The 18707-nt window shown below is 59.8% G+C and carries 21 protein-coding genes; 14 read left to right on the forward strand and 7 right to left on the reverse strand.

Features of this window, described 5'->3' with window-relative positions; translation table 11 throughout:
- Positions 1 to 13: 13 nt before the first annotated feature.
- The 6 genes from FGU65_RS00380 to FGU65_RS00405 all read right to left on the reverse strand — a co-directional run bounded on the left by FGU65_RS00380 (position 14) and on the right by FGU65_RS00405 (position 5094).
- Positions 14 to 1141 carry a sugar-specific transcriptional regulator TrmB gene (locus FGU65_RS00380; RefSeq protein WP_301662420.1) on the reverse strand — a complete coding sequence of 376 codons (1128 nt, stop codon included), beginning with the start codon at positions 1139 to 1141 and terminating at the stop codon, positions 14 to 16.
- On the reverse strand, positions 1125 to 2111 hold the full coding sequence (locus FGU65_RS00385; RefSeq protein WP_301662421.1) for a homoserine dehydrogenase: 987 nt from the start codon (positions 2109 to 2111) through the stop codon (positions 1125 to 1127). Before FGU65_RS00385 ends, FGU65_RS00380 begins: the two co-directional genes overlap by 17 nt.
- On the reverse strand, positions 2111 to 2599 hold the full coding sequence (locus FGU65_RS00390; protein WP_301662422.1) for an amino acid-binding protein: 489 nt from the start codon (positions 2597 to 2599) through the stop codon (positions 2111 to 2113). The genes FGU65_RS00385 and FGU65_RS00390 overlap by 1 nt, the downstream gene beginning before the upstream one ends.
- Positions 2600 to 2710: 111 nt before the next feature.
- Positions 2711 to 3427: a DUF169 domain-containing protein gene (locus tag FGU65_RS00395; RefSeq protein ID WP_301662423.1), complete on the reverse strand. Its 717-nt coding sequence runs from the start codon at positions 3425 to 3427 to the stop codon at positions 2711 to 2713.
- A gap of 73 nt (positions 3428 to 3500) precedes the next feature.
- Positions 3501 to 4313 (reverse strand): NAD(+)/NADH kinase, encoded by an 813-nt coding sequence (locus tag FGU65_RS00400; RefSeq protein ID WP_301662424.1) that lies wholly within the window; start codon positions 4311 to 4313, stop codon positions 3501 to 3503.
- Between the two features lie 4 nt (positions 4314 to 4317).
- Positions 4318 to 5094, reverse strand: a complete 777-nt coding sequence (locus tag FGU65_RS00405) for a bifunctional fructose-bisphosphatase/inositol-phosphate phosphatase (protein ID WP_301662425.1) — start codon at positions 5092 to 5094, stop codon at positions 4318 to 4320.
- Between the two features lie 90 nt (positions 5095 to 5184).
- On the opposite strand from FGU65_RS00405, the gene FGU65_RS00410 reads away from it, so the two are divergent.
- Together FGU65_RS00410 and speB are read left to right on the forward strand one after the other, a co-directional pair.
- Complete coding sequence (locus FGU65_RS00410) at positions 5185 to 5562, forward strand: translation initiation factor IF-5A (protein ID WP_301662426.1); 378 nt, start codon at positions 5185 to 5187, stop codon at positions 5560 to 5562.
- Between the two features lie 26 nt (positions 5563 to 5588).
- Positions 5589 to 6452, forward strand: coding sequence for an agmatinase (gene speB / locus FGU65_RS00415; protein ID WP_301662427.1), 864 nt, complete (start codon positions 5589 to 5591; stop codon positions 6450 to 6452).
- On the opposite strand, the gene FGU65_RS00420 is transcribed toward speB, so the two are convergent.
- Entirely contained in the window at positions 6443 to 7120 is a 678-nt protein-coding gene (locus FGU65_RS00420) for a hypothetical protein (RefSeq protein ID WP_301662428.1), read from the reverse strand. The two genes, speB and FGU65_RS00420, sit on opposite strands and share 10 nt — an antisense overlap.
- Positions 7121 to 7495: 375 nt before the next feature.
- Between FGU65_RS00420 and FGU65_RS00425 the strand changes: the two genes are divergently transcribed.
- The 12 genes from FGU65_RS00425 to cheB all read left to right on the forward strand — a co-directional run bounded on the left by FGU65_RS00425 (position 7496) and on the right by cheB (position 18706).
- Complete coding sequence (locus tag FGU65_RS00425; RefSeq protein WP_301662429.1) at positions 7496 to 8071, forward strand: flagellin; 576 nt, start codon at positions 7496 to 7498, stop codon at positions 8069 to 8071.
- A gap of 13 nt (positions 8072 to 8084) precedes the next feature.
- Positions 8085 to 8648, forward strand: coding sequence for a flagellin (locus FGU65_RS00430; RefSeq protein ID WP_301662430.1), 564 nt, complete (start codon positions 8085 to 8087; stop codon positions 8646 to 8648).
- 625 nt (positions 8649 to 9273) lie between these two features.
- Positions 9274 to 10074, forward strand: a complete 801-nt coding sequence (locus FGU65_RS00435; RefSeq protein WP_301662431.1) for a hypothetical protein — start codon at positions 9274 to 9276, stop codon at positions 10072 to 10074.
- Between the two features lie 3 nt (positions 10075 to 10077).
- Positions 10078 to 10578 carry a flagellin gene (locus tag FGU65_RS00440; protein WP_301662432.1) on the forward strand — a complete coding sequence of 167 codons (501 nt, stop codon included), beginning with the start codon at positions 10078 to 10080 and terminating at the stop codon, positions 10576 to 10578.
- Position 10579: 1 nt separating this feature from the next.
- The gene (locus tag FGU65_RS00445; protein WP_301662433.1) at positions 10580 to 11041 is read left to right on the forward strand and encodes a flagellar protein FlaF; all 462 of its coding nucleotides are present in this window, start codon (positions 10580 to 10582) and stop codon (positions 11039 to 11041) included.
- Positions 11042 to 11050: 9 nt separating this feature from the next.
- A complete protein-coding gene (gene arlH / locus FGU65_RS00450) occupies positions 11051 to 11791 on the forward strand; it encodes an archaellum protein ArlH (protein ID WP_301662434.1) in 741 nt (246 codons plus the stop codon).
- A gap of 6 nt (positions 11792 to 11797) precedes the next feature.
- Complete coding sequence (flaI, locus tag FGU65_RS00455) at positions 11798 to 13660, forward strand: archaellum flagellar ATPase motor FlaI (RefSeq protein ID WP_301662435.1); 1863 nt, start codon at positions 11798 to 11800, stop codon at positions 13658 to 13660.
- A gap of 1 nt (position 13661) precedes the next feature.
- A complete protein-coding gene (gene arlJ / locus FGU65_RS00460; RefSeq protein WP_301662436.1) occupies positions 13662 to 15260 on the forward strand; it encodes an archaellar assembly protein ArlJ/FlaJ in 1599 nt (532 codons plus the stop codon).
- Between the two features lie 2 nt (positions 15261 to 15262).
- Complete coding sequence (locus FGU65_RS00465; RefSeq protein ID WP_301662437.1) at positions 15263 to 16402, forward strand: hypothetical protein; 1140 nt, start codon at positions 15263 to 15265, stop codon at positions 16400 to 16402.
- A gap of 39 nt (positions 16403 to 16441) precedes the next feature.
- Positions 16442 to 17251, forward strand: a complete 810-nt coding sequence (locus FGU65_RS00470) for a DUF8579 domain-containing protein (protein ID WP_301662438.1) — start codon at positions 16442 to 16444, stop codon at positions 17249 to 17251.
- A 67-nt stretch (positions 17252 to 17318) separates the two neighbouring features.
- Complete coding sequence (locus FGU65_RS00475; protein ID WP_301662439.1) at positions 17319 to 17681, forward strand: response regulator; 363 nt, start codon at positions 17319 to 17321, stop codon at positions 17679 to 17681.
- Positions 17682 to 17683: 2 nt separating this feature from the next.
- Positions 17684 to 18706, forward strand: a complete 1023-nt coding sequence (cheB, locus tag FGU65_RS00480; RefSeq protein WP_301662911.1) for a chemotaxis-specific protein-glutamate methyltransferase CheB — start codon at positions 17684 to 17686, stop codon at positions 18704 to 18706.
- The last annotated feature ends 1 nt before the right edge of the window (position 18707 follow it).

Here is an 18707-nt window from a genome sequence, read left to right on the forward strand (position 1 = left end):
ATTTGGGACTTCCTCACACCTCCCACTCGATCTCGCCGCAGACATCCTTTCTTGGGTCGAGGAGAACCGCGTGAGGAAGGCCGGCCAGCGAAACGGCGCCGAGTGCGCCGATAACGCCTCGCCCGCCGATGAGCGTGACGCCATGGGCGTCGGCCACGGCTTTTGCGGTCATCGGGTCTATCACCGACTCGCGCACGTCCCTTCCGTACCGGCGCATCTCTCTCGGGATGATAAATCCCTCCTTGATCGCAAGCCCCCATTCCGGTGAGGCACTCTCGCCCGCGACGAACCGGGACGCCGCTTCGGCAATTCTGCCGCCGATCGCCGGTTCTATCGCGAGCTCGATGTAACTGCATGAGTTTCCCGCCGTCCGCTCCCGGATCTGCGGGTTCAGCATGGCCACCCGGTGGCCGATGGGCAGCACCCCCTTCATGCTGCTCATATGCTGGAGGAGTGCGAGTGCCAGGGCGAACGTCGCCCCCTCCTCCCGGGTATCCGTGTCGTCGATGCCGATGATCACGTAGGTGAGCGCCCGGGTGACGACATCCCCTTCGACGACCGCTCCGCTGCGATGCACGGTCACGCCGCAGACCCCGTCGGCGAGGGACATCATGTCGGTCAGCGAATACGCAGGCCCGCCGATGCATTCGATATGCTGGACGATATGGTCGCCTTCGCGCCGGATCCCCGCGATCCCGACCGCAGGTGCAGGGTCGAGCCCGATCGCAACATCATACCTGCCGAGGCGCGCCCGTTCGCGCAGGAGCGTCCCGTCCCGGTATACCCGGTCGAGGGACCCGCCTGCCCGCGAGTGATGGAAGGCGCAGAAGGCCGCGCACCCGCCGCTCATGCACTCGTGGTATATCTCGACGGCGTCGCCGTCGATGGTCGTGAAGATGCGGCGGCAGGCGCTGGAGGGCATGGTGCTGCTTGCCAGGTACTGCGCTGCGTGCCTGCCGCGCTTCTCCTCGCGCAGGATCACGCACCCCTCCTCTACGAGGCGGTTGATCCAGTCCTGGGCGGTGCTCCGCGGGACGGCGATCCCGTCTGCGATATCCGTCACCGTAAAGTAACCCTGTTCGAGCGTCAGTTGACGCATCAGCCGTAAGTACTGTTTCCGCCGTTCAAGAACCCTGGACATGCCTGCTCTGGATGGCGATCAGATCGCCGATGACGGCGCTGGCAGTCTCCGTCGAGCCTGCCCCCTTGCCGATGAGGGTAATCTCTCCTGCCATATCCGTCTCGACGGTGACTGCGTTGAGCGTTCCTTCCACCACGAGAGGATGGGTCTTTGGGATGATCCGCGGGGAGACCCGCAGGATCTTCTCGGAGGGCGCGATCTCGCCGATGAGGCGTATCGTGCTCTCCTGCTCCTCGGCAAGACGCAGCGCGTCGGGGGTGAGCTGGTCGATGCCGGTGACCTCGACGTCGTCGAGCACCGCCTTCTGCCCGAAGACGGTGTTTGCGAGGATGACCAGTTTGATCGCCGCATCGATCCCTTTGACGTCGTAGGTCGGATCCGCCTCAGCATACCCGAGTTCGCGCGCCTCGAGCAGCGCCTGCTCGTATGTCAGCCCCTCCTCGGACATCCTGGTCAGGATGAAGTTGCAGGTGCCGTTCAGGACACCGTACAGCCGCTGCATCGTGTTGCCGGCGAGCCCCTCCTGCATGGCGTGGACGAGCGGGATGGCGCCGCAGACGGTCGCCTCGTAGCGGAGCGCGACCTGCTGCCTGGCCGCTGCGTCCTGCAGTTCTGCATAGGCGAGTGCAATCGGCCCCTTGTTCGACGTGACGACGTGCTTGCCCCGCTCGATCGCGGTTCTGATATGGGTGAGCGCGGGCTCGCCGGTCACGGCGTCCGTCGGGGTCACCTCGACCAGGCAGTCGTAGTCGGCATGGATCGCGATGTCGGGGGCTGCAACGCCGCTCTCTCCGCAGAGCCCGGTCTCCTCTTTCCGGGCAAGCGCGGCCTCGATATCGATCCCTTCCGGCCGGATGAGCCCGCTCCTGGAATCAGCAAGGGCGGTGACGACGATGCCGAGATCCTTCTCTGCAAGTGCTCGTGCGATGCCGCGGCCGACGGAACCGAAACCGAGAATGGCGATCCGCATCAGACCGCCTCCAGCGGTTCGATCATGAGGATCTGCTTCTGGCCTGCAACGCTGCGGAGGATATCGAGCGCCCGGTGCATATCCGCAAGGTCGACGGAGCGGACGGTGATCCGTGCGGAGGAGGGTTCGTTGATTGCGGGCATCACGAGCGAGATCTCCGTGACCTCGGCAAACCCGGTCTGATCGATGCGATCGACGGTGTCTGAGAGATCCGTGTGCATCAGATGCCCTATCAGGATCAGGGAGCGCTGATGGAGAAGCCGCTGCTCCCCGATGCGAACGACGCTGACACCCTGCTCCTTCAGCAGCCCGAGGAGGGTCTCCAGCCTTCCCTCCGGCAGTTCCAGGACGATCTGGACGTCGAGGGTCTCCGCCGTCGAGAGGGTATCACGCTGGTGAATCACCGCAATGATATTCCCGCCCACCGCTGATATCGGCTTGAGGGCAGCCACCAGCTGACCGGGCGTATCCTTCATCTCGAGTTTCATGGATACACGCAAAAAAATCCACCTGTCACAATCGTTGACCCGCCGTGATGATAAGCCTTTTACAATAGAATGCGTGCATCGCGGAGGCGGGAGAAAAATGTGATGCCCGGTTCAGCGCACGGAACCGGGTGCGCCGGTCACGATGCTGACCGCCTCGGCGAATGCGGGGAGCATCTCTCCCGGGATGCCCATGACCATCTCGTCGTCCGCGATGCCTGAGAACTTCCGTGACCCGTCGCAGCCGAGCGAGTAGTTGGCAAGCCCGGTCAGGTAGGGCTGCGCCGTCGCGTCCGCACAGACGGACTGGATGCCGGACATCGACGAGACGATGCGGCCGCCCATTTTGTAGAGCGCGGTCTGCGCAAGTTTCAGCATGGCACGCGGGGGCGCGACGATGAGCACCGCGTGGGGGTCGAACGGCGTCTTCTCGAGGGGCGCGTACACCGTTGCGTAGGTGGCGGTGTCGGGGACGTGCGGGATGGCGTTGATCGTCCGCATGCAGGCGGCCCAGCTCTCGAACTTGCCGAGTTTGTAGTAGAACTCTCCGCTCTTGAGGCTCGGCGTGAGCTCCTTCAGGCCGAGCGCCCAGGCACCGCCCATACAGGTGTGCTTGTCGGCGGTCGCGTAGAAGATGGCCCCGTCTTTTCTGGCCATGCTGACCATCTGGCAGTGGCGGACGGTATCCTCGATCGGTTGTACGCCTTCCGGTATCCCCTCGGGGCCCTTGGCCAGTTTCACCGCCACCGGCGATCCGGTGAGGTCAAGGCCGGTCTTGAGCGTTTCAGCAATTGCAGCGTAGGGAAGCTGCATCCGCATCTGATCTTCCATTGCTCGGTATGCCTCCTTTGTCAAACAGTCCTTCTGCCGCACGATAAAACTACTCTCCGTGACAACCCGCCTCTCAAAGGCGGCGGAGTTTCTGTTCGACCCTCTCAAAGAACGGTTTTCCGATCCTGACAAAGCATGCCGGCACGTCGGCCATCCTGACCGATATAACGGTGTTTTTGTCGAGTTCGTAGGTGCTCTGGCCGTCGACCACGAGATGGGCGGGCTTCTCGGTCTCGAGCTGGATGTCGAGGGTGCGGTCGCTGCTGATCAGGTGCGGCCGGGAGGAGAGCATGTACGGGGCGAGCGGTATGACGAGGAACCCATTGATGCGGGGGTCGATGATCGGGCCGCCGGCGCTCATGGCGTAGGCGGTCGAACCGGTCGGCGTGCTGATCAGGATGCCGTCTGCGCGGAACCGCTCTGCGGTCTTTCCGTCGACGGCGACGGAGAAGCGGAGCATCTTTGCAGGCCGTTCGGTGACGATGACCGCTTCGTTAAGCGCGGTGCCGAGCTCCTCCCCCTGCATGGAGAGCGTGATCCGCATCCGGCGCTCGACGGGAAATCCGTCCGTCAGCGTTGCGAAGAACGCCTCGGCCTCCTCGGGTTCGAGGCTGGCGAGGAACCCCACCTCGCCCCAGTTGATGCCGAGGATGGGGATCTGCCGGCGCATCCGGTGGACGGTGAGCAGCACCGACCCGTCGCCCCCGACAACGACCGCCAGGTCGGCGTCGAACTCTTCGAACGGCACTCCTCTCTCCCCAAGAAGCCTTCCCGTCCCTGCCTCGAAGAGGACGGTGTGGCCGAGCTCCTTCAGGTGCTGCGCGAGGGATGCGGTGAAGGCGAGTGCCTCGTCGTCATCGATCCGCGATATGAGTACAATCCGCATCGGTCTACCTCAGATACTCGATGACCTTGTTGTGGATCACGCTGTTGGTGGCGACGAGGCAGTACCCGGTGGTGACGTCCTCGCCGAATCGGAGAGATCCTCCCTCAAGGCCGGTCGCTCTCCCGCCGGCCTCTTCGCAGACGACGATCCCTGCGGCGGCGTCGGTGACCCGCAGCGTCCCCCGGAAATCGATGAACCCGTCGATCCGGCCTGCTCCGACGTAGCAGAGTTCGAGTGCGGAGGCGCCGAAGAGCCGCCACCTGCGGAGCTTGCGGCCGAGGTGCAGCACCGGCGCCGGATCGAAGCGCCGCCCGTAGACGCTCATGGCGCTCTCCTCCAGCAGGCACGTCCGTGAAACCCGGATCGGCTCTCCGTCGAGGAAGGCGCCCATGCCCCGCACTGCGGAGAAGGTCTCGCCGGTAGCGAGGTTCCGGACGTATCCCTTCTGCAGGATGCCATCATGAGCGTACGCAATGGAGAGCGCGTAGAAGGGGATCCCGATGACGGCGTTGTAGGTGCCGTCGATGGGGTCGAGATAGATCGTGCCTGCCTCCCCGTCCATCCCGACAACCCCGGCTTCTTCGCTGACCAGCGTCCTGCAGAGCGGATCTTCTCTGAGATACGCGATAACGGCGTCCTCGGCGACCTGATCTATCCTCTTTGTCGGTGTCCCGTCCGCGCCCATCTTCACCGCATCGCCGCCCGCAGGTACGCCTGTCAAATCCGCTACGGCATCAGTGACGCTCTCTGCTATCTCCTCGCACGCCCGAATGAACTCCATGAAATCACGCGATACAACTATTTTCTTACGGTGTATTTATGTAATGCAATCAAGATAAATTAATAACGCGATTATTACGAGTGTGACTCTATGAAGGAACAGACCGAAGTTGGAAAACTGAAAGAGGGCCGCTACGTGGTCGTCGAGGATGAGCCCTGTAAGATTCTCTCTATCTCCACCTCAAAGCCCGGGAAGCACGGCGCAGCCAAGTCCCGTATCGACTGCATGGGTATCTTCGACGGCGTGAAGCGCTCCATCGTCCAGCCGGTATCGGCAAAGACCTACGTGCCGATCGTCGAGCGGAAGACCGCCCAGGTCATCTCGATCGCAGGCAACACCGTCCAGTTCATGGATGTCAAGGACTTTGAGATGTTCGAGATGAACGTCTCCGACGACCGGCTTGCAGGACTCGAGGCTGGCAAGGAAGTCCCGTACATTGCATCGATGAACAAGAAGAAGCTGGAATAAGTACTCGCGCAGCTGATGGATACGGCATGCATCAGCTGACCCACCATCATTTTGCAGACGCCGAGACAGCCTACGAGGACGCGCAGTACGTCATCTTCGGCGTGCCGTACGACGGGACGACCTCGTTCCGCCCCGGGACGCGCTTCGGGCCGCGTGCCATCCGCGAGCTCTCCTACAATTTTGAGTCCTACGACCCCGCGACCGGGGTCGACCTGGCAGAGGTTCCCTTTGCCGATATCGGCGACATCGAACCCGCCCGGCTGCCCGAGCTGGTCGTCGGCCAGGTCCGGGAGGTGGTAGCCGACATCGTCCGCGACGGCAAGGTGCCGGTCATGCTCGGCGGCGAGCACACGGTGACGGTCGGCGCCGTCGAGGCGCTCGCGCCGGACTGCTACGTCGTCTGCGACGCCCACCTCGACCTCCGCGACGAACTCTACCAGACCCGCTACAGCCACGGCTGCGTCACGCGGCGGATCTACGATGCCGGTGTCCGGGAGGTCGTCATCATCGGGGCGCGGAGCGGGTGTGCCGAGCAGTACGCCTTCGCGGACCGGGTGACGGTCTACACGGCCGATGACATCCGGGAGCGGGGCATCGCCGCCGTTCTCGACGAGGTCTCCCGTGCGGTCGCCGGAAGGCGGGTGTATCTCTCGATCGATGCCGACGCCATCGACTGCTGCGCAACGCCGGGTGTCGGGACGCCGGAGCCGTTCGGGCTGACGCCGTACGATATCAGGGATGTGGTGCGGGCGTTCGCTCCGCATGCAGTAGGATTTGATTATGTCGAGGTCTGCCCGATCGACGCCGGCCAGACCGCGGCGGTGGCGGCGCAGCTCGTCCGCGAGTTCATCGCCCGCCGCTGGCGGCATGACCGGCCCGGTCAGACGTAACTCGTCGGCACCTGGACCAGGATGTCGTACGAGGTTATGCACTGCGTGTTGATGACGAGGTAGTAGTTGCGGTAGCCCTCGTAGAACTTGCAGTTCCACTGCTCCTTCCGGTAGGCGGTGCTGTTCGTAGAGTCGTAGTTCGCAAAGTCCTGCCGGTTCAGGTTGATGACCTTGACGAACCGGTTCGGGTCGTCCGCGTCCATGACCTGGAGGTTGAACAGCGGCGACTCCTCGTTCATCGGGACGATATTCGCGTAGTCGAGCCGCCAGTAGGGGGTGGGGATGTGGAAGATGCTCGACGTGCCCGACCATTGCCCGGCGATGGAGGCATAGGTCGTCCAGGTGGTGTTGGGCATGTTCCCGGACGGCGGGGGGGTCATGCCGGGCATCTTCTGCGTGAGATCGACGTGGTAGGTCGACGGGTCGACGAATGAGAGGCTCTGCGCGACGCCGTTCCAGGTCGGCGTGGGGGTGGGGGCGACCGTCGTCGCCGACGCGGTGATCCGCCCCTCCCATGGCGGTGTCACCGGCACGGCCACGGTCGGCTCCGGCTCTGGCGTGCCGAAGAGGTTGAGCGGCTCACCGGTCGCTATCGGTTTGACGACCAGCGCCATGACCGCGATGATGCCGATGGCGAGGAAGACATAGACCAGATCCTGTTTCTCCATTCCCACGTTCCCCCGGGTACCCAGCTCTTTGATCTGGTATCATAAATACCTTGTATATACTCTTTCTGATACCGAACATGCCGCTTCCGAACGGTTTTGGACATTCTGCCGCTCCACGGCGCGGTGCGGGAGCGAACCCGGGGAGTGTGCCCGGGAGGTCTGCGCAGACGATGACCCTGCCCCGCACCGCACGCCATTCCCGTACGGTATGCCGCTCAACAGATTTGTATGAACTCCCTTTTATGAAAAAAACTTGAGTGTGCACCGCATCTCTGTTAGAAACCTATATATGTATGTTTGTGTATATACTCCAATTAAACCGAAATGGTCCGAATGAAGACTTCATTCGGCCTCCGGAACAGGAGGTAACGTGTAATGAGTAAAATCGTTCGAAATGAGGATGCATTCACCGGCCTCGAGGCGGCAATCGTACTGATTGCGTTCGTCGTCGTCGCGGCGGTGTTCTCGTATGTGGTGCTGGGCGCCGGGTTCTTCACGACCCAGAAGAGCCAGGAGGTCGTCCACACTGGTGTTGCGCAGGCGAGTTCTTCGATGGAGATATCGGGGCCTGTTGTTATCGGCGCAGATAATGCGAATCAGGTACAGAATATAACATTCTATCTCCAGCTGGCAGCTGGTGGAACCTCGGTTGATATGTCTAAGGTTACGTACACCGTTGCGACGAATGAGACTATCGAGACATTCACTAATTCCACCGTATGGTATACGTGGTATATCTCAGGTCAGGAAAATTCAGCTCCCGACGACTGGCTCCTCGATGAGTTCGAATTTGTCAGAGTGACGCTGGGAGAGAATACGACCAATGTGCCTACGATTCGTACAAATCAGGAATTTGATGTTGAGATCAGGCCGGATTCAGGAGCTTCGTATCCACTTGAGAGGAATGCCCCGCCCTATCTGTCGAGCGGCAAGTACTATGAGGTATACTAAGCAGGTGATTTGAATGTGGAAGATTAAAAGTGAAGATGCATTCACCGGGCTTGAGGCGGCGATCGTGCTGATCGCGTTCGTCGTCGTGGCGGCGGTGTTCTCGTATGTGGTGCTGGGCGCCGGGTTCTTCACCACGCAGAAGAGTCAGGAAGTTGTTCACACGGGTGTGCAACAGGCAAGTTCCAGTCTGGAGATCATCGGCAGTGTGTACGGCCTCGCAGCAGATTCATCTGACCTTGACTATGCAAGGTTTACTATTGGAAACACTGCAGGCGGTACTGCTCTCGATGTCACCCAGATGCTTATAACGTATATTGATAATGAAACCCACCAGGTCATGACATACACGGCTGATGGTGCTGAGATCTCCGGAAACCAATGGAATGTGACTGCAAGGTATAATCATGATACGGACTATCTGCTTGAACCAGGTGAGCAGTTTGTCATCATGGTTGCACTTGGTAGCCCCGTTCCCAATCAGCCGTTCTCCCTGAATTTGCAACCGGCAGTGGGAGCAGTTTATCCCATCGAAAGGATTGTCCCGCCTGCAATTGAGGATGTTAACATTCTCAACTAATTATTTTCACTTTTTATCCTCATCCGCTTCAGATCATCGTTGGGATCAGGGAGTAATGCGTTAATTGATGAACGGACTCGTGTTATGCCCCGAGATGGAATGTTGAAGCTGGGTTAGTGAGAGAGTTCAAGATTCTTGTTTTGTTCTCTTAAGTTGCCATCTCTTGCTTCTGGTCGTTGCGGCATGCTGAAGGGATGGATGAGATACAGCACTGCGGGGCAGCCTTACTCCATGCACAGGGATTTGTGTGCTGCTGCATATGAGATAGTTCTTGTAAACGAAGCGGGATGGAGTGTAGTGACCACCATTTCTGCGTTAACGAGCTAAACTGCACAGAATTTACGAATCTATCTGATCGACTTGGAATGAAGGATTGGTTTTTCCCTCCCCCTCTGTGTTATCCTGCTAGAAATCAGAGAGATTCGTCGTGAAGAATGATTGCTCGGCCATCCTGATCATTTGCCACATCGCATCCTCCACCGCCTCATACAAGAAAGCATGATCACTCACTTGCACCCCCCCAAAACTCCTCCTCCAAAACCCCCCTTTTACCCAAAATCCCCGCACACCCCAATATCGCGCCTGCAAAGTTTTATTTACCATGTTGTTGATATAATCTTCTCATATGGGGGTAGATCAGGCACAGATAGATAAAATCCTCAGCGGAGCATCCACTGAGGACCCTGAGGTCCGGCTCGACAACCTCGAGAAGGAGCTGGACTTCATGAAGACCTCAATAAAGCGCCTGCTCATCGATATCAGGGAACGGATGAACGAGCTCGACAACCCGTTTTCGAACGCCGGACTGAGTGGATTTCCGGCCGCTCCGCTGCCGCGGGGCGGCGGCGACCTCGAGATGGACGATGCGTGGAAGGAGGAGGCGCCCGCTGCCGGCAGGCACGAGGCGGACGAGCCGCTGCTGCTTGCTGAAGAGTCCGTGACCGCGGGCATGCCCTTTTCGGAGCCGTTCAGGCTTCCTGTCGCGGGCGACGGGATCAATCCCGCACCCGAAGCGCAGAAGGCAGAGGAGAAACCCCAGGAGAAGCTCAAGCTCCAGAAGGTGCACCAGCTCTTTGAGTGGGCGCACAAGAGCTGCAGGAAATTCGGCCACGAGCGGTTCGAGATGATGATCGACGCCTACCGGACGATGGGCTACGTCGCGGACGACTCCTGCGACCAGATCAAAGAGATCACCCGGATGATACCCCCCTCCCGCGGCGACCTCGAGGAGATCGGTCCGAACGAGTTTGTCTCCGAGCTCTACGTCTTAAACAGGATCCTCGATCCTACCGACTCCTCCCTCGACCGTGAGATGATCGAGGTGCTGATGCTGCAGCGGCAGGTGTCCGGTGAGGCGAAAGGGAAGATAACGTCCAAGGATAAACATACCGGTGATGAATGGCTCGAGATGCTGGACAGGATATGATGAATGTCGAGCGAAACCTTCACCACCGCAATGTTCCTGATGGCCGCGATCATCTCGGCCGGCGTCCTCATTAACGCCATCTTCCCGGTCATCTACACCCTCTCCGACACCATCGCATCCTCGACGCATCAGGCCGACGAACGGCTCCGGGTCGACGTGAAGATCGTGACGACCTATGCGAGCGCCGGCTCGCAGCAGGCCGATATCTGGATCAAGAACGTCGGGACGCAGCGGATTGCGGAGGCCGATCTCGAAGACAGCGACGTCTTCCTCGGGGCGGCCGGGACCTTCGATCGGCTCTCCTATGCCGCCGTTGTGGCGGAAGGGAAGTGGACGTACGAGATCGAGGACAGCAATGCGAATGGCTACTGGGATGCCGGCGAGACCCTGCACATCACCGGGCAGACGAGCGATCTCCCCGATACCTCCGGGGACGTTGCCTACTTCCAGTTCGTCCTGATGACGGGGCTCTCGCGGTCGACCGAATTTACGATGAGTGGGTGATATGAGCGTCGGGTCACTCGTTGCATCGGGGATCGGCATCCTCATGCTGATCATCACGGCCTACATCCTGGTCGGAGGCACGCTCGGAACGGCGGAGCTCGTCGTCATGGCTCAGGGAGACCTTGCGGTCCAGCAGGAGATACGGATGCGGACGAACATCGATATCAGTGCCACATCACTGGATGAGGTGGGAAAAGCGCTCTACGTCGAGGTCGCGAACAGCGGGAACGAACCGATCGTGAATTTTGAGCATATGGACGTCTACCTCGTCACCACCGGCTCTCCTGTCTACTGCTCCTACGGGACCGACTGGAGCGTCGTTGGCATCAGCCCGGACAGCATCCACCCGGGCCAGCTCGATCCCGGCGAGGTTCTGAACCTCTCCGTGACCTATGCCGCCGACGCCCCGACCTGGGTGCAGGTCACGACCGGCAACGGCGTCTACGACTCGGCATACATCTAGGTGAATGAGATGCTCGCACGCGACAGTGAAGGACAGCAACCCGCCGGCGTTGACCGGACGATCCTCTCGACCGGGAATACGGAGCTTGACAAGAAGATCGCAGACGGGCTGCCGCTCCAGTCGCTCTCGCTGATCGAGGGTGAGAACGATACCGGCAAGAGCGTGCTCACCCAGCAGATCGTCTGGGGCGCATTGAAGCAGGGGTTCAACGTCGACCTCTTCTCGACCGAGAATACCAGCAAAAGTTTCCTCTCGCAGATGGAGTCGATGAGCCTCGATATCTCCGAGTACTTCGCCTGGGGCTACCTGCGGGTCTTTCCGATGCACGTCGTCGGCTTTGAGTGGACGCCTGAGAAGATGCAGGGGACGCTCGAGCGGATGATCAGTTTCATCGAGCGGAGCCGCGCCGAGGTGATCGTCATCGACTCCCTGACGCTCTTCACCGAGTACGCCCCGCAGGACACGGTGCTCACCTTCTTCACGAACTGCAAAAACCTCGTCGACCACGGCAAGACCATCCTGATCACCCTCCACACCTACGCCTTCGTCGAGGACGCACTCGTCCGGATCCGGTCGATCTGCGACGCGCACCTCTTCATGAAAAAAGCGCTCGTGGGCGGGAAGTACGTGATGATGCTCGAGGTCGTCAAGGTCCGGGGAGCGCGCAAGACGACCGGCAACATCGTCAGCTTCGAGGTGCACCCCGGCTACGGCATCAAGATCATCCCGGTATCGGTCGCAAAGGTGTAAGACGCCATGACCTCCTCCTCTCTCACGGCATCGGTGACGCTCCCCTTCGAGCCGGAGTTCATCGACGAAGGCAACGACTGCTACAACAACGTCGAGTCGTGCGCCCTGTACCGGATGCTCCCGGCGAATGCGCGGGAGTACGTGAAGGGGAGCCCGCACCTCCTCGAGTATCTCCACATTCTTCCGGTCAACACCGTCGGCATCCCGCTCTTCCTCTCGGAGCTGAAACGCGACCTGAAGTCGATGGAGAACCCGAACGTCATCTACCCGGTCAACGAGTCGACCTTCGTCCATATCTTCCCGGACCCGAACGACGTGCGGAACTGGCATATTCCGATCGAACCCTCGTTCCTGCACAGCGTCAGGGACAGCCTTCCCCTGGTGGAGGCGCGGATCATCGAGATGATCGACGCGCTCGAGGAGGAGCCGGTCACCGAGAAGGCGCGGATTGAAGTGCTGAAAAACTTCATCGGCCAGGTCGTCTACGTCAAGCAGCCCGACGAGGTGATCGACGAGTCCCGCCTCGCGGGAGGGAAGCCGAAAGACCTGAAAGAGCGGATACAGCAGTTCCTGATGTCGGATATCGGGTCGGGCGGAAAGGTGTCGAAGCAGCAGGCCGCGTTGCCGCAGATGGCCGACGGACGCTTCATCCTCTCCCAGCAGGAGTACCGGGCGCTCGAGTACCTCATGATCCGCGACAAGATCGAGCTTGGAACCCTCAAGCCCTTCCTGAACGATCAGTATATCGAGGATATCACCTGCAACGGCGTCGGCCCGATCTTCATCGAGCATAAGATCTTCAAGGGATTAAAGTCGGTTATCGGGTTCCAGGACTCAGAGGAGCTCGACAGGTTCGTCATCAAGCTTGGGGAACGGATGAAAAAGCCGCTCACCTACCGGAATCCGGTCATCGACGCGACCCTCCCGGACGGGTCGCGTATCAACATCGTCTACGGCACCGAGATCAGCAAGCACGGCAGCAACTTCACGATCCGAAAAGTGAACGAGGTTCCCTTAAGCATCCTGCAGGTGATCGAGAGCGGCGCCTGTGACTATATGATGGCGGGATACCTCTGGATCTGCCTCGAGTACGGGATGTCGATGTTCGTGAGCGGAGAGACCGCGAGCGGCAAGACCACATCGCTCAACGCCCTGACGACCTTCCTGTCGCCCGAGAACAAGATCGTCACCATCGAGGATACGCCCGAACTGACCGTTCCCCACAAGAACTGGACGCGCGAGGTTGCAAAAGGAAAAGGGAAGGGAGAGGGCGAGGGATCGGAGGTCACCATGTTCGATCTTCTGAAAGCCGCCCTACGTCAGCGCCCGAACCAGATCCTCGTCGGTGAGATCCGTGGTATCGAGGGGAGCGTCGCCTTCTCTGCCATGCAGACCGGCCACCCGGTTATGAGCACCTTCCACGCGTCGTCGGTGGAGAAGCTGATCCAGCGTCTCTGCGGAGACCCGATCCTTATTCCGAAGACCTACGTGGACAGCCTGAACCTGGTGATCATCCAGAGCGCGGTAAAACTCCCGGGCGGCGGGACGGTGCGCCGAATGCTGAGCATCAACGAGCTTGTCGGGTACGATCCGGAGACTGAAGGTTTTTCGTTCCTTGCTGCATTTGTCTGGGACCCGATAACGGACTCGTTCACGTTCACCGGAAAGGGCAGCAGTTATCTCCTGGAGAACAAGATCGCCACGACGCTCGGCATCCCGGAGCATAAACGCGCCGAGATCTACAACGAGGTCGAGAAACGGGCAAAGATCCTTGAACGGCTGCATAAAGCGGGGTATACCCAGTTCTGGGATCTCTACCACATGACCACGAAGATCAAAAAACAGGGACTGCTCACGATCGAGGTCTGAGATGTTCGAGAACGTCACCGACCGGCTCCGCGAGGCGAACAGCGGCCAGATACCGTTCGATGACCAGATCCGGTCGCTGCGCGCCCTGCAGGACCGGCTCCTCGAGAACAAGAAGATGGGTCAGGACCTCCTCTTCATGTACACCTACATGGCGGCGATCACCACGGCGGCGGTCACCCGGCCGGAGATATTCGCCTATACCGCCGAACGGTTCGAGTACGTCCCGAGCCGCTACATCGCCCGGGTGCAGCGGCTGGTCAGTGGCTGGAGTTACAGTTACGCCGAGGCTCTCCGGGTTATTGCTGAAAAGTGCAGGAACGTGACGCTCCAGAGCATGCTGAACCGGTACGCAAACTCCATCGATTCGGGTGTGCCGGACGAGGATTTCATCGTCACCGAACTCTCCACCGTCCGGGAGATCTACAGAAACACCTTCGAGCAGGGCGTCGAGCTCCTGAAGAAGTGGGGTGATGCATACCTTGCGATGCTCCTTTCGGGGACGCTCGTTGCGATCATCATCATGATCTCGGTTGCGATCTACGCTCCCGACGGGATAGAGTCGGCGCTGAGTACGTCGTATGCGATCATCATCGCCATCTCCGGCTTCGGCCTCGCCATTATGTACCGGGCGGTTCCCGACGATGCGAAGACGCACGGCCTCGCGGATATCTGTTCGCGGGAGCAGGGGATGATACGCAGGATGGAGCGGACGGTTCTGCCCCTCACTGCGGCGATATGCCTGATCCTGCTCATCATCGGGGTGAACGCGGGGATCATCTTCCTCCTCGTGGGGCTGCTCCTGATGCCGCTCGGCATCATCGGCTACATCGACGACGCCAACGTCGTCAGCAGGGATGAGGACTTCTCCACCTTCATCCGGAGTCTCGGGTCGGTCATGGGCGGGAAAGGCATCACGACCGGCGATGCACTCCGCGAGATCGACAAGAAATCTCTGGAACACCTGGAGCCGTTCATCAACTCCGTCTCCTCCAAGCTCAACCTCGGCCTCGACGAGGCGGGCAGCTGGAAGAAGTTCATCGGTGAGTGCGGGAGCAACCTCATCTACAAGTACATGAACATCTTCCGCGACGCCGTCGCACTGGGCGGATCGCCCGACCGGATCGGCAAGATCGTCGGCTCCTCGATGCTGGAACAGGTCCTGCTGCGGCGAAAACGCGATATGCTGGTGAAAGGGTTCGTGGTGCTGCTGGTCCCGATGCACGGTGCCATGGCCGGGATCTTCATCTTCCTCTTCGAGATCCTGCTCACGATGTCCAAAGCGGTGCAGGCGGTGCTGGACACGTTCAATGAGGCGACATCGGCGATAAGCGGCGGCTCATCATCGATCGGCGGCAGTATGGCGGGCGCGATGAACTTCTTCACCGACTTTCCCGAAGCGGAGATGTCGGCGTATGTGGTGACGATCCTCATCCTGCTGACCCTCAGCAACACCCTTGCCGGGAAGATCGTCGCCGGTGGAGACCGGTACATGTACTACTTCTTCGGCAGTCTGCTCTGTACCATTACAGGAATTATTTACGTTATCGCCCCAATTATGGTTGGGATATTCTTCAACATACCCAGTTTCGCAGGTGTCTGATTATGCAGGAGAAGCTCCGTCGCCCAATCCTCTTTCTGGTTACCGTTACTGCAGGTTCTGCGCTGATCTTCATCGATATCCCGCCGGTGTACGTCATCGGTGGCACCGTCGTCGTCGGTGTGTGCGTGCTGATTGGGACGGGTGCGCTGCCGCTTGCCGAGATCCGCCCCTCGCAGATACGTGCCTCGCTGAAGGCCTGGATGGACCGCAGGCGGCGGTCGCCCCGGAAAGCCGCCAGAAAGCCCTCCCGTTTCTCCGCGAAGCTCCCCACTCTTCCGGATGTGCGAAGCATGCTTGCGGCATTCTTTGCATCCGTCCGGAGCACCGTCGCGAAGGGCCGTGCCCCCGAGCACGTGAAGAAGGCGGAGATGAGCAAAATAGACGCTATGCTCGATCAGACGCTCGCCGACTCCGTTCCGGAAGAGGGTGGGTCGGGCTCTCGGGGTTCCGGTGGGGCTGCCGGCGATCCCTTAAGCGCCCTCGACGACCTCGATACCGAATCGTTCGACGATCTCGACGTCGACGGCGAGGTCTCGCGGATTGCATCGAAGTTCGCCACAGAAGAGGTGTCGGCCCTCTCGGAGGAAGAGGAGCTGGCTGTTGCGGATATCCTGAAGGCGCACCAGGATGACCTTGACGATCTCGACCTTCCTGCCGGCCTGGATCTCGGGGACGAAGCAGCAGGCGGCGAAGGTCCGGGTGCGGCGGTCAGACCCACCCTTCAGGCTCCTCCCGCGGAGACGCTCCCGGAGGATATTATGGGGGGGCTCGATGCCGGTGCAGACCTCTTAAGCGATGATCTCAGTGCTCTCGATGACCTCGATCTCGACGCCATCGAGATCGAGGGCGATGGGGACGAAGCCTCCGGCTCTTCTGCTCCTTTTGCCGCACCCGAAGACCTCGAAGAGGCGGAGGAGGAAGAGGACGAAGAGGAACCGGAGGAAGAACTCGACATGGTCACCTTCGCCTCGGGCGGCCTTGCCGACGACGATCTCATGGCGGAACTGAAGGCTGATACGAAGAAGCGCAAAGTCGTTGAGGACGTCAGCCTGCTCCGCAACCTGAAGGGGACGAAGTACAGTGCACAGGAGCTCGCCGATGAGATGGAAGAACTCTTGCGGGCGATGAAACCAAAACAGTGATGATGCAGTGAAGGCGAATCTGATCCGGGGGGTCGAGCCGTGGCAAAGGAAGTTCCAATAAAGATAGAGCACAACGGGGCATGGGTTCAGACAAAGATGGGCATTGCAGAGGACCGGATAGTCATCGGCGATCCGGTTGCGCGCGATATCCCGTACAAATCGGTCGTCGATCTTGAGCAGAAGAAGAACCAGGTCATCATAACCGCCGGGAGCAGCCCTGAAGAGGTCTACCGTATTGCATCGGTCGAGAAGGTTCTGCAGGTGCTCAAGAAGTTCATCATCATGTCCTGCAACGCCTACCGGCTGAATGCATACTTCATGTCGCCGGCGATACGCGGCGGTGTCCTCGTCAAGGATGCGCAGTGGGAGAAGGGGGCGATTGCCGTGGTGAAGACCGGGATATGGTTCGTCAGCCAGACCAATCAGGTCTGTATTCCCCTCGATGAGGTGGCCAGCATCGACCTCACCTCACGTGAGATCCAGGAGAAAGATCTGAACGTCGTCAAGATCGACCATCTCATCGACAACGAAGTCGTGACGAGTTTCGTCCTCTGCCCGCTGACGACGCTGCAGGTCCTCTACAATTTCCTGAAAGAGGCAACCCAGGACTCGGAGCCTGCCGAAGCGCTCGATCCCGTAACCTCGCAGGTGGCGATGCTGGTCTACAGCGGGATGGACTCGCATGCCATCGAGAATATGCTCCAGATCTCGCAGAAGGAGCTGGACGCCATTTATGAAAAGCTGCTTGCAATGGGCGTTGCAGAGGTTCTCTGCATCCGCAAAGAGATTCAGCTGACGGCGAAAGGGGTGAGGTACATCTCTGATTCCGTAAAATCTTCAACAAACTGATTTTGAAATAATTATCTAACAAGAACTTCTATATAGCGCATATTACAAATAATGAATACGGTGAGCAATGGGAAGGATTCTGATTGTCGATGATACAATGTTCATGAGAACCCTTTTAAAGAATATTCTGTTCTCAGGCGGCCACGATATCGTCGGGGAGGCTGGCGACGGCGCAGAAGCCATCGCAAAATACCAGGAGCTTAAGCCGGATCTCGTGACGATGGACGTCGTGATGCCGAAGGTCAACGGTATCGAGGCACTGAAAGCGATAAAGGGTGCCGATCCATCGGCAAGGGTGATTATGTGTACAGCAGTCGGCCAGGAGCAGATGGTGAAGCTCGCGATAAAGAGCGGTGCGAAGGGATATATCGTCAAGCCGTTCCAGGCTCCGAAAGTCCTTGAAGAAGTGAAGAGCGTTCTCAGTACATGAGCATGATTCGGGTTCTGGTCGTCGACGACTCACTCTTCATCAGGACGCTGGTGAAGGATATGCTCAAGGACGACCCGGGTATCGAGGTTGTCGGAACCGCCGTCAACGGCATCAATGCGCTCGAGAAGATCCGCGAGCTCGCTCCTGACGTCGTTACGCTCGACATCGAGATGCCGCGCATGAACGGGCTCGAGGTGCTCGGTGCGCTCAGGGAGATGCGCCGGAGACCGAAGGTCATCATGTTATCAACGCTGACCTCCCGGAACGCCGATATGACGCATCAGGCTCTGCGGCTTGGCGCCGACGATTTCATGCTCAAACCGCGGGATATCAATCAGGTCCGCGGTGTCGAGCGGGAGCTCGTCGAGAAGATCAAGAGCCTTGTTGCCGTGCCGGTCTTCTCTGGCCCGGCGAGAGTCTCGGAGACCGATGCGGAGGCGGTTCTGCTTATCGGGTCGTCGGCGGGAGGGCCGCATATGCTCGATCAGGTGCTCTCCGGGCTCCGGGCCGAGATCCCTGCGGCGGTTATTGTCACGCAGCATATGCCCGAAGGGTTCACCGCGCCCCTGGCGGAGCGTCTCAACCGGGTATCGCCGCTCTCCGTGAAGGAGACGGTGAACGGGGAGACGCTGAAGAATGGTACTGCCGTCATCTCAAAGGCGGGCTACCATACCATCGTGACGAGCCTGCTTGGGAGGGGCGGGAAGAACCACGGCCGCATCGTCCATTCCCGGGCTGCACCGGTGCATGCCGTACGGCCTGCAGTCGACAAGACATTCGTCTCTGCCGCCAATGTCTTCGGCCCCTGTATCGTCTCCGTCCTGCTCAGCGGGATGGGGCACGACGGCGGAGAAGGGATGCTTGCGATCAAAAAAGCCGGGGGAGCGACGATGGTCTGCGCCGAGGAGGACTGTCTCGTCTACGGCATGGCTCGTTCGGCGCTTGCCCGTGACTGCGTCGATGCCGTCGTCCCGCTGAAGGATCTGGCTCGTGAGATTACGAAGAGACTACAAGAGGTTGTGTGAA

This window comes from Methanoculleus frigidifontis, assembly GCF_030464345.1.
Taxonomy (GTDB): Archaea; Halobacteriota; Methanomicrobia; order Methanomicrobiales; family Methanoculleaceae; genus Methanoculleus_A; species Methanoculleus_A frigidifontis.

Bases quoted from the DNA above. Each gene is read 5' to 3' on its own strand.
- FGU65_RS00435 (WP_301662431.1), top strand. From the start codon at position 9,274: ATGGGGGTAGATCAGGCACAGATAGATAAAATCCTCAGCGGAGCATCC.
- flaI (WP_301662435.1), top strand. From the start codon at position 11,798: ATGACCTCCTCCTCTCTCACGGCATCGGTGACGCTCCCCTTCGAGCCG.
- FGU65_RS00475 (WP_301662439.1), top strand. From the start codon at position 17,319: ATGGGAAGGATTCTGATTGTCGATGATACAATGTTCATGAGAACCCTT.
- FGU65_RS00430 (WP_301662430.1), top strand. From the start codon at position 8,085: ATGTGGAAGATTAAAAGTGAAGATGCATTCACCGGGCTTGAGGCGGCG.
- FGU65_RS00425 (WP_301662429.1), top strand. From the start codon at position 7,496: ATGAGTAAAATCGTTCGAAATGAGGATGCATTCACCGGCCTCGAGGCG.
- FGU65_RS00380 (WP_301662420.1), bottom strand. From the start codon at position 1,141: ATGTCCAGGGTTCTTGAACGGCGGAAACAGTACTTACGGCTGATGCGT.
- FGU65_RS00420 (WP_301662428.1), bottom strand. From the start codon at position 7,120: ATGGAGAAACAGGATCTGGTCTATGTCTTCCTCGCCATCGGCATCATC.
- FGU65_RS00390 (WP_301662422.1), bottom strand. From the start codon at position 2,599: ATGAAACTCGAGATGAAGGATACGCCCGGTCAGCTGGTGGCTGCCCTC.
- FGU65_RS00410 (WP_301662426.1), top strand. From the start codon at position 5,185: ATGAAGGAACAGACCGAAGTTGGAAAACTGAAAGAGGGCCGCTACGTG.
- cheB (WP_301662911.1), top strand. From the start codon at position 17,684: ATGATTCGGGTTCTGGTCGTCGACGACTCACTCTTCATCAGGACGCTG.
- arlH (WP_301662434.1), top strand. From the start codon at position 11,051: ATGCTCGCACGCGACAGTGAAGGACAGCAACCCGCCGGCGTTGACCGG.
- FGU65_RS00440 (WP_301662432.1), top strand. From the start codon at position 10,078: ATGTCGAGCGAAACCTTCACCACCGCAATGTTCCTGATGGCCGCGATC.
- FGU65_RS00445 (WP_301662433.1), top strand. From the start codon at position 10,580: ATGAGCGTCGGGTCACTCGTTGCATCGGGGATCGGCATCCTCATGCTG.
- FGU65_RS00395 (WP_301662423.1), bottom strand. From the start codon at position 3,427: ATGGAAGATCAGATGCGGATGCAGCTTCCCTACGCTGCAATTGCTGAA.
- FGU65_RS00405 (WP_301662425.1), bottom strand. From the start codon at position 5,094: ATGGAGTTCATTCGGGCGTGCGAGGAGATAGCAGAGAGCGTCACTGAT.
- speB (WP_301662427.1), top strand. From the start codon at position 5,589: ATGCATCAGCTGACCCACCATCATTTTGCAGACGCCGAGACAGCCTAC.
- arlJ (WP_301662436.1), top strand. From the start codon at position 13,662: ATGTTCGAGAACGTCACCGACCGGCTCCGCGAGGCGAACAGCGGCCAG.
- FGU65_RS00385 (WP_301662421.1), bottom strand. From the start codon at position 2,111: ATGCGGATCGCCATTCTCGGTTTCGGTTCCGTCGGCCGCGGCATCGCA.
- FGU65_RS00400 (WP_301662424.1), bottom strand. From the start codon at position 4,313: ATGCGGATTGTACTCATATCGCGGATCGATGACGACGAGGCACTCGCC.
- FGU65_RS00465 (WP_301662437.1), top strand. From the start codon at position 15,263: ATGCAGGAGAAGCTCCGTCGCCCAATCCTCTTTCTGGTTACCGTTACT.